This is a genomic window from Endozoicomonas sp. YOMI1 (assembly GCF_024606345.1).
Classification (GTDB): domain Bacteria; phylum Pseudomonadota; class Gammaproteobacteria; order Pseudomonadales; family Endozoicomonadaceae; genus Endozoicomonas.
Window position 1 is genome coordinate 1 of record NZ_JAHHPM010000343.1, and the last position, 8684, is coordinate 8684.

At 48.8% G+C, this 8684-nt stretch carries 11 protein-coding genes; 9 read left to right on the forward strand and 2 right to left on the reverse strand.

Annotation, left to right across the window (positions count from 1 at the left end; all coding sequences use genetic code 11):
• Positions 1-267 precede the first annotated feature (267 nt).
• The 8 genes from rplM (at position 268) to KDK15_RS12335 (ending at position 5774) form a co-directional block, all read left to right on the forward strand.
• Positions 268-696 (forward strand): 50S ribosomal protein L13, encoded by a 429-nt coding sequence (gene rplM, locus KDK15_RS12300; protein ID WP_257295655.1) that lies wholly within the window; start codon positions 268-270, stop codon positions 694-696.
• 12 nt (positions 697-708) lie between these two features.
• Complete coding sequence (gene rpsI / locus KDK15_RS12305; protein ID WP_257295656.1) at positions 709-1101, forward strand: 30S ribosomal protein S9; 393 nt, start codon at positions 709-711, stop codon at positions 1099-1101.
• A gap of 568 nt (positions 1102-1669) precedes the next feature.
• Positions 1670-2263 (forward strand): ubiquinol-cytochrome c reductase iron-sulfur subunit, encoded by a 594-nt coding sequence (gene petA, locus KDK15_RS12310; RefSeq protein WP_257295657.1) that lies wholly within the window; start codon positions 1670-1672, stop codon positions 2261-2263.
• A complete protein-coding gene (locus tag KDK15_RS12315; protein WP_257295658.1) occupies positions 2263-3498 on the forward strand; it encodes a cytochrome b N-terminal domain-containing protein in 1236 nt (411 codons plus the stop codon). Before petA ends, KDK15_RS12315 begins: the two co-directional genes overlap by 1 nt.
• Entirely contained in the window at positions 3498-4268 is a 771-nt protein-coding gene (locus tag KDK15_RS12320; RefSeq protein WP_257295660.1) for a cytochrome c1, read from the forward strand. The genes KDK15_RS12315 and KDK15_RS12320 overlap by 1 nt, the downstream gene beginning before the upstream one ends.
• Before the next feature lie 172 nt (positions 4269-4440).
• Positions 4441-4989 (forward strand): DUF2058 domain-containing protein, encoded by a 549-nt coding sequence (locus tag KDK15_RS12325; RefSeq protein ID WP_257295661.1) that lies wholly within the window; start codon positions 4441-4443, stop codon positions 4987-4989.
• Positions 4990-5001: 12 nt separating this feature from the next.
• Positions 5002-5367, forward strand: coding sequence for a secondary thiamine-phosphate synthase enzyme YjbQ (locus tag KDK15_RS12330; RefSeq protein ID WP_257295666.1), 366 nt, complete (start codon positions 5002-5004; stop codon positions 5365-5367).
• A 161-nt stretch (positions 5368-5528) separates the two neighbouring features.
• Positions 5529-5774: a hypothetical protein gene (locus KDK15_RS12335; protein ID WP_209203471.1), complete on the forward strand. Its 246-nt coding sequence runs from the start codon at positions 5529-5531 to the stop codon at positions 5772-5774.
• Between the two features lie 116 nt (positions 5775-5890).
• Here KDK15_RS12335 and selD read toward each other — a convergent pair whose 3' ends face one another.
• Positions 5891-6928 carry a selenide, water dikinase SelD gene (gene selD / locus KDK15_RS12340; RefSeq protein ID WP_257295667.1) on the reverse strand — a complete coding sequence of 346 codons (1038 nt, stop codon included), beginning with the start codon at positions 6926-6928 and terminating at the stop codon, positions 5891-5893.
• A gap of 277 nt (positions 6929-7205) precedes the next feature.
• Here selD and KDK15_RS12345 point away from each other — a divergent pair, with 277 nt between their 5' ends.
• The gene (locus KDK15_RS12345) at positions 7206-7691 is read left to right on the forward strand and encodes a hypothetical protein (protein ID WP_257295663.1); all 486 of its coding nucleotides are present in this window, start codon (positions 7206-7208) and stop codon (positions 7689-7691) included.
• A 134-nt stretch (positions 7692-7825) separates the two neighbouring features.
• On the opposite strand, the gene KDK15_RS12350 is transcribed toward KDK15_RS12345, so the two are convergent.
• On the reverse strand, positions 7826-8359 hold the full coding sequence (locus KDK15_RS12350; RefSeq protein WP_257295664.1) for a DUF2878 domain-containing protein: 534 nt from the start codon (positions 8357-8359) through the stop codon (positions 7826-7828).
• Between the last annotated feature and the right edge of the window lie 325 nt (positions 8360-8684).

Consider the following 8684-nt stretch of genomic DNA (forward strand, 5'->3'; position numbering starts at 1 on the left):
CAACGCAGGAGCAGTTGCCGCGTAGGGCAGACTATTCTCGGACAGCCTCCTAGTGTGGTTCTGGGTTGTTAACAGGGATCTGGTTCGCAGGGGGCTTTATTTCCTCTTGCCAAACGGTATAATACCGCTCCCGTTTCCCGATTGAGCGCCCAATGTTTTGAACAGGCCGGTATTGCTGATCCGGGGCTATTAGCCTGGCTCTGGCCCGGCAGGGAACGGCCATGTAGGAACAGGTATCGCGTCAGCGGTATCATAGAGGCGAATTTAATGAAAACTTTTAGTGCTAAGCCAGAAACCGTAAAACGTGACTGGTTTGTAGTTGATGCCGAAGGCAAAACGCTGGGTCGTCTGGCAACAGAAATTGCTCTGCGTCTGCGCGGCAAGCATAAGCCAGAGTACACTCCTCATGTGGACACTGGCGACTACATCGTTGTAGTAAACGCCGGGAAAGTACGTGTTACCGGACGTAAGTCTACTGACAAGATGTACCACCGCCACACCGGTTACATCGGCGGCCTGAAGTCCATCAGCTTTGACAAGCTGATCGACCACAAGCCTGAGCTGGTAATCGAGACGGCTATTAAGGGAATGCTGCCCAAGAATGCCCTGGGGCGTGCCATGTACAGCAAGCTGAAGGTTTATGCCGGAAGCGAGCACCCACATGCTGCTCAGCAGCCTCAGCAACTGGAAATTTAATCAGGGGTGGTTATGTCTGTAACTCAATACTACGGAACTGGACGTCGTAAGTCCTCAACCGCACGTGTTTTTCTGAGAGCTGGCTCTGGCAATATTACTGTCAATGGCCGCATTCTGGATGAATACTTCGGTCGTGAAACTGCTCGAATGGTAGTTCGTCAGCCTCTGGAACTGACTGAGCTGACTGAGAAGTTCGACATCAAGATCACTGTATCTGGTGGCGGCGGTTCTGGTCAGGCTGGTGCTATCCGTCACGGTATCACCCGCGCGTTGATGCAGTACGATGAGACTCTGCGCTCGCCTCTGCGTAAGGCTGGCTACGTTACCCGTGACGCTCGTGAAGTTGAGCGTAAGAAAGTGGGTCTGCGTAAAGCTCGTAAGCGTCCACAGTTCTCCAAGCGCTGATATTGTGCTCAGACAGCCTGCCGGTTTTTTCCGGCTGGCTGCCTGGATTACTGGAAAACTTCCCTTTGTGCCTCTTTCGGGAGAGCGTATCGGGGAGTTTTTTTATGCCTGAAACTTTTATTAAAAAAACCTATGCCCTGTTTTGGGCATTTTTTTTATGCGTTAAAACCAGTATCATTACGCACAGCCGCTTATGTGGGTAAGTATAATGCGATGCGGCTTTATTGTTGGGGGTTGATTGCAGCTGTCAGGTTGTTATTTGGGGTGCAGGTAGTTCTGCGAGAGCGCTTTTCAGTCTTTGTTCTTGTCAGGCTGTTTAAAGCCCTGTTTCAGAAGTAAATCTGTCATTATGTCTGGTGTTCTTTGTTTGATCTTGTGACATATGGACTGTGATAGGTGGCATCCTGCCAATAATAAAGTTCGGGGGTTCAAAAACGGAAAGTCGGTTTACTGATCGATTGGACGTTTTACTGAGTTCCTCGCTGGGGGTTTGCACAGACTCCAGTTATCACACCCATGAACAAAAAGAAGTCATTGGGCGTTCAGCCCGGATGGGGAGAGTAGGTTAATGAGTGACAACGGCATAAACAAAGGCCGACGCCGCTTTCTCGTGGCAGCGACTTCGGTGGTGGGGGCTGCCGGGGCTGTTGGGGTTGCTACGCCTTTTCTGAAGTCGTGGAACCCGAGTGCAAAAGCAAAGGCTGCCGGTGCACCGGTAAAAGTCAATTTAAGTAAGCTGGAACCTGGTCAGCAGGTTGTCTATGAATGGCGGGGTAAACCAGTCTTTGTGCTGCGCCGTACCAAAGATATGCTTAATGAACTGCCATCACAGGATGGGCGTTTGCGCGACCCGAAATCAGAAAACTCAGAGCAGCCTGAGTATGCCACCAATCCGTACCGTTCACGGACGGAAGATGTTCTTGTACTGGTCGGTTTGTGTACCCACCTTGGGTGTTCTCCAAAATATCTGCCGGAAGTCAAACCCATGGAGTTTGATGCCAACTGGAAGGGGGGGTATTTCTGTCCCTGTCATGGTTCTCGGTTCGATCTGGCCGGTCGTGTTTATAAAGGAGTGCCTGCCCCAACGAACCTGGTCGTGCCACCTTACTCCTTTGAAGGCGATGATGTTCTGATTATCGGTAAAGATGAGGAGAATGCGTGATGGGAAATAAAATAATGGCCTGGGTTGATGCCCGACTTCCCGTCACCCAGGCGTGGGAGAAGCATCTCAGCAAATATTATGCGCCCAAAAACTTCAACTTCTGGTATTTCTTTGGTTCTCTGGCCCTGCTGGTTCTGGTGAACCAGCTCCTGACGGGGATCTGGCTGACCATGAGTTATGTACCCAGCGCTGAAGCCGCTTTTGCTTCTGTTGAGTACATCATGCGGGATGTGGAATATGGCTGGTTGATCCGCTATATGCATTCTACCGGCGCGTCCATGTTCTTTGTGGTTATTTACTGCCACATGTTTCGTGGTCTTCTCTACGGTTCCTACAAAGCACCACGGGAGTTGATCTGGATCTTTGGTATGGCAATCTACCTGGCACTGATGGGGGAAGCCTTTATGGGGTACCTGCTGCCTTGGGGACAGATGTCCTACTGGGGGGCTCAGGTTATCATTTCCCTGTTTGGCGCTATTCCGGTGATTGGCCCGGATCTTCAGCAGTGGATTCGTGGTGACTTCCTGATTTCTGGTATTACCCTGAACCGCTTCTTTGCACTGCATGTCATTGCCCTGCCGATCGTTATTCTTGGTTTGGTGGTTCTGCACATTCTGGCGCTGCATGAAGTGGGCTCAAACAATCCGGATGGTATAGATATCAAGAAGAATAAAGGGTCTGATGGTGTGCCCCTTGATGGTATCGCTTTCCACCCCTACTACACCGTTAAGGATATTGTCGGTGTTGTGGTCTTCCTGTTTGTTTTCTGTGGCATTATTTTCTTCTTCCCGGAGATGGGCGGGTTCTTCCTGGAGCATGCCAACTTTGAACCGGCAAATGGCCTGAAGACCCCAGAGCATATTGCACCGGTATGGTATTTTGGGGCGTTCTACTCCATCCTCAGGGCAATTACTTTTGATATTGGGCCAATCGACTCCAAGCTGGGGGGGGTTATCGCCATGGGTGGCGCGATTGCCATTCTTTTTGTTCTGCCGTGGCTGGATCGCAGTCCGGTCAGGTCATGGCGTTACAAGGGCATGATCAGCAGAACCAGTATTGTGGTTTTTGCCTTTGTCTTTATTTTGCTGACCTGGCTCGGAACGCAACCGGCTACTGAGACTTATACACTCATTGCCCAGATTTGTACGCTGATTTACTTTGCGTTCTTCCTGTTGATGCCTTTTTACACTCGATGGGAGAAGAGCAAACCTTTACCGGAGAGGGTGACCGGCTAATGAAAAGAATAATACTGACCATTAAGTTGTTTCTGGTTTCGGTGCTGTTTTCATCGTTGGCGGCAGCAGCCGGTGGGGGATATCCTCTTGATGAGGCCAATGTGGATCCTTCTGACAAAGCTTCGCTGCAGCGGGGCGCGAAGTATTACCAGAACTACTGCGCAGGTTGTCATGCGACCCAGTATCAGCGCTATGAGCGGGTAGCGGATGACCTGGGCATCCCTCATGACCTGATGATGGAACACCTGGTGTTCGATAAGTCTGCCAAGATCGGTGATCTGATGCACAACAGCATGGACCCGGACGAAGCGAAGGTCTGGTTTGGTGCTGCACCTCCAGACCTGACACTGGTGTCCCGTGTTAAAGGTGGGCCTGACTGGCTATATACCTACCTCAGAACCTTCTATGAAGACCCAAGCCGCCCTTACGGGGTAAATAACAAGGTCTTCCCGGATGTTGGTATGCCTCATGTGCTTCTGGGGCTTCAAGGAGTACAGATCGATAGTTGCGGTGATGCAGACCCAACGGCCCGTGACCCGCTGACCGGAGACAAGATCTGTGGCCTGACGGTTGATCCGGAGCGTAAGGGGAGTATGACGCCCTCCGAATACGATCAAATGGCTTATGATTTGACCAACTTCCTGGCTTACTCTGCGGAGCCGATGCAAGAACAGAGTCAGCAGCTGGGTATTTATGTATACCTGTTCCTGGCTCTGTTCTTTGTGTTTGCCTATCTGCTCAAACGCGAGTTCTGGAAGGATGTCCACTAATCAATAGTCGCCGTTATCGGCTATCTGAATCACCAAGCCCACAAAGGAAGGTTCTTCTGTGTGGGCTTTGTGGTTATCAAAAAGCAAGCAATGGCTGGTTTCATCTCTGGCTGTCAGTAGAAGGGCTTGCTAAGATTCCAGTTTTTTGTATCCCCTTCTGGTATTTAAGACGATGAGTAAATCACTTCGTGACCAGCTGATGAAGGCTGGCCTTGCGACGAAACAACAGGCATTACAGGCGAAGACCAGTAATAAGAAAAAGAAACAGCAGGCTGCCAGGTCTGGAGACATGACCGATCAGGAAAAGCGCCGTATTGAGCTGGAGAAAGAGAGGCAGGCTCAGGCTGAGAAAGATCGTGGGCTGAATCGACAGCTTGAAGATGAACGTCAGCGTAAGGCGTTGGACGCACAGGTTCGTCAACTGATTGAGGCAAATGTGTTGTCCCGTGTTGGGGGCGAAGCAGAGTATAAGTTTGTTTATGAAAACAAAATCAAGAAAATTTATGTTACTGATGAACAGTTAACCAAGTTGGAAAGGGGCTTGCTGGCTCTGGCTATACTGGGCGACGATTTTCTGGTCATCCCTGCGCCGGTGGCCAGTAAGATTGCAGAGCGAAAGCCAGAAGCGATTGTCATGCAGAATGATAAGTCCGGCGATCTGACCGAGGAAGAAGAAGACTGGTATGCGGATTATCAGATTCCGGATGACCTGATGTGGTAACGGGGGTTTCATCTGGTTACGGCAGAAATTATTGGTCAGCTATCGGAGCTGAAGAACTATAAGACAGGGTTTTGTCATATCTTTTTACAGCATATTTCTGCTTCACTGATGCTCAACGAAAATGTCGACCCCAACGTCCGTCATAATATGGAAGCATTCAGCAATAATTATGTCCCTGAAAATAAAGAGTATTTTATCCATGTGATAGAAGTCAGTGATGATATGCCAGCCCACATTAAATCCAGCCTGTTTGGTGCCGATGTAATCATTCCAATTACAGATGGTTCGCTGGCTTTGGGTCTTTGGCAGGGGGAACACAGAGACGGTGGTGAAAGCCGTAATTTAATCATCACTTTACACGGTGAAAGTTATACGTAATTATAAAAAATAAGTATCAATAATTTATTTTGTATTAAAGGAGGGTTAGACCTAACTGGCATTTTAACAACGCTGGGCTATAACTATAAAAATCGGACAAGAAGTCAATCTCAATATTTCGGAATGGAAATTCCGAAAACCAGTACCTAGAGGACATAGCTATGGCACGGAAAAAGCCGACTAAAGCTGCTGCTGGTTTTGATGGCGCTGATATAGGGTTTCTGGGGAGCCGCGACGAACCTGCTGAAGAGAGGACCGTTGAGTCTCGTAAAAAACTCAGGGCAAGTCTGGATGCCCAGGTAGAAGAGTTTTTGAAGAAAGGAGGCCAGATTGAGGAGGTTCCATCGAACATTACCGCAGACCCACCGAAAAAACCCTCCGGTGAATATGGTAACAGACCAATATAGTTTAACGATTAAAGCCCGGCATTCTCCGGGCTTTTTTTATGTACATATGCTGTATTCCAGAAGCGCACGACCGTATGAATGAATAAGAAGGGTATCAAGAAGCGCTTCCAGAAGATTTAAACGACCTCTACCCAACTACCACCGTCGTAAGACAGTAGTTCTCCAATTGGCTCCAGAGACAGTTCAAATCTTGCTGCGACGTTGTGGAAGGCTTCTTCCACTGCGGGGTCTACCGCAACCAACAGTCCACCACTGGTTTGAGGATCACAGAGAATGTGTTTCTGTTGCTCGGTAATATTGGCGGCTTTGTGGCCATAGCTGGCATAGTTTCTTTCCGTTCCACCAGGAATACAGCCTTGCTGCCGATAGGCTTCCACATGAGGGAGAAGTGGCAGCCTGTCGGTATACAGTGTGGCTTTTACCTTGCTGCCTTCACAAACCTCCAGAAGATGGCCAAGAAGACCAAAGCCAGTAACATCGGTGATTGCACTGATGCCATTCAGCAGAGACAGGTCGGCACCCATGGTGTTCATTATGCACATGGAGTCACGGGCAATATGCTGGTGCTCTTTCTGCAACAGCTTTTTCTTTTGCGCTGTTGTGAGAATGCCAACGCCAAGAGGCTTGGTCAGATAAAGCTTGTGACCGGCCTGAGCCTGATCATTTCTTTTCAGATGCTCAAGAGATACACGACCAGTGACGGCAAGCCCGAAGATGGGCTCAGGAGCGTCGATACTATGACCTCCAGCCAGGGGTATACCTGCATCAGCACAGGCCTGACGACCACCGTCTACTACCTGGGCTGCAACTTCTGGCGGTAGTTTGTTAACGGGCCAGCCAAGAATGGCAATAGCCATTAAGGGCGTGCCGCCCATGGCATAAATATCGCTGATGGCATTGGTGGCAGCAATGCGACCAAAATCCAATGGATCATCGACAATAGGCATAAAGAAATCGGTAGTGCTGATGATCCCTTCACCGTTTCCCAAGTCAACAACGGCCGCATCATCTTTGCTGGCATTACCCACTACCAGATTAGGAAACTCTGGAAGAGCCAGGTTGGTTTGCAAAATACCGTTAAGAATCCGGGGTGAAATTTTGCAACCACATCCCGCGCCATGACTGTATTCTGTAAGCTTCAGATCCTTCATCAATACTACCTCTGGGCTAGCGCTTGAAATGCGCATACTTTAGCACCGCGAACCCTTTCATTAAATGGCTTAAGGGCGAGAGGATTACCCACATTTTCGGGGTATCCACAGAAAACAGAGGTTTCTAATGTCACATCTCTGTGATAAAAGGTAATTTTAGACGTCAGTGTAAGTAGCTAACCGTATAAAACCATACATTTTGGATTCCATATGGCTACTCACCTGGACTGGGTTGATCCAAAACGAAAGAAGAATAGCGATAATTAATTAGGAGAATCGGATGGGAGCACTAACTTTGCCTTGTTCTTCTATCAATGATTTGCTGCAGCAACAGTCGGCAGCGTTGCAAAAATGGCTTTCCAGCGGTGGTCGAAAGATCGAAGGTCTGGTTGTTCGTAAATTTCCCGCTTGGCTGGAGTCTGATCAGTTTATTAAAGCAGGTTCAGGTGCCCAGTTTGATACGGCGCGCTTTCGTCTGATGATGTGTAACAAACGTGATATCTGGCGAGTTAATATAGATATGATCTTTCATCCCAAGGCGCGGCTATTGGATGACGGCTCTACCGCCGGTCCCGGAATATTGTTTAAGGTGCTGGATGATGAAGATCAGAGTGTTCTGATTGATTATTTTGAGGCAAGTATTCCCATCTTATCAGCTTCAATAACGCCTGAGCAGTGGTGTACATACTGGTTTAAGAAGCTGGCCAAGAGTCATCACATCAAACGAATTTTTGCTTATAAAGAATTCGAAGCAGAGATTGACTGACTTCTTTTTTTCAGGCTAATGTCCCGGATTAGCAGGAACATTAGCCAAGAGGCTGTCCGAGGGGGATCTGCGCTGCACAAGGGTACAAAGCTTCAGACGACGCCGGGGTCGTTCTCGGCAATATCCGATGAGCGTTATCCGCTTTTTGCTTTGTTAAGCCATGCCTGCGAAAAGGCCTGAAGCATTGGGATAACAAGTGCCCAGATAATGGCCAGAATCATCAGTGTCTGCCATAAAGGCTGGGCAAGCGTTACATCACTCATTTTTGACCCTGCCAAATAGCTTAATGGCCCCCCAAAGAAGCCCAGTATGGTACCATAGAGTTTGTGGGTTCGAGACCAGTCAAGGCTGTGCCGGACAGTGGTGCCGAATATCAGCCACAGGCAGGCCAGCCAGAGTGGTAAAATACGTCCACCGTCATCCAGTTGAGAGTGAAACTTCAGGATTTCCAGATTTCCAAGAAAGCTATCGATAGCGCACCCCAGTAAAAAGGTAAGTGCCAGTATTTGTTTTTCCTTATGCCAGCTACCTATCCATAGCAGGTGGATAAACAGGATTGTAACGGCTGCAGCCAGGGCAATTTGATCGCCCCCAAGAACACAGGCGAACCAGCCAAACTGGAAAAGCAGATAATTAGTAATTAGTTTTATTTTGTCGGTTGTCATCATTATTAGAACACCAGTGGGCGATAGATGGGATCCAGTTCTACGGTCAGGATGTCCCGAATGGTTTCCAGAGCAAACTGCACTTTATTGTCACTATCAGGGCTGCTGATACAAAGGCGCCCAGCCTGAGGAACCGGCCACAGCTGCCAACGGCGAACAGTTCTGACTGAAGCACTTTCACTTCCTTATTCTATAGCAGTCGTACAAAAGTCTCTGCCCGTCAGGGTTCAGGTAGTTTAAGCCAGCCATGGAAACTATAAGTTTTCAAGGGCATTACGCGATGCTCGGGTTTGAAACAGGCATAAAAAGGCACGGCTGCCCCTTCTTC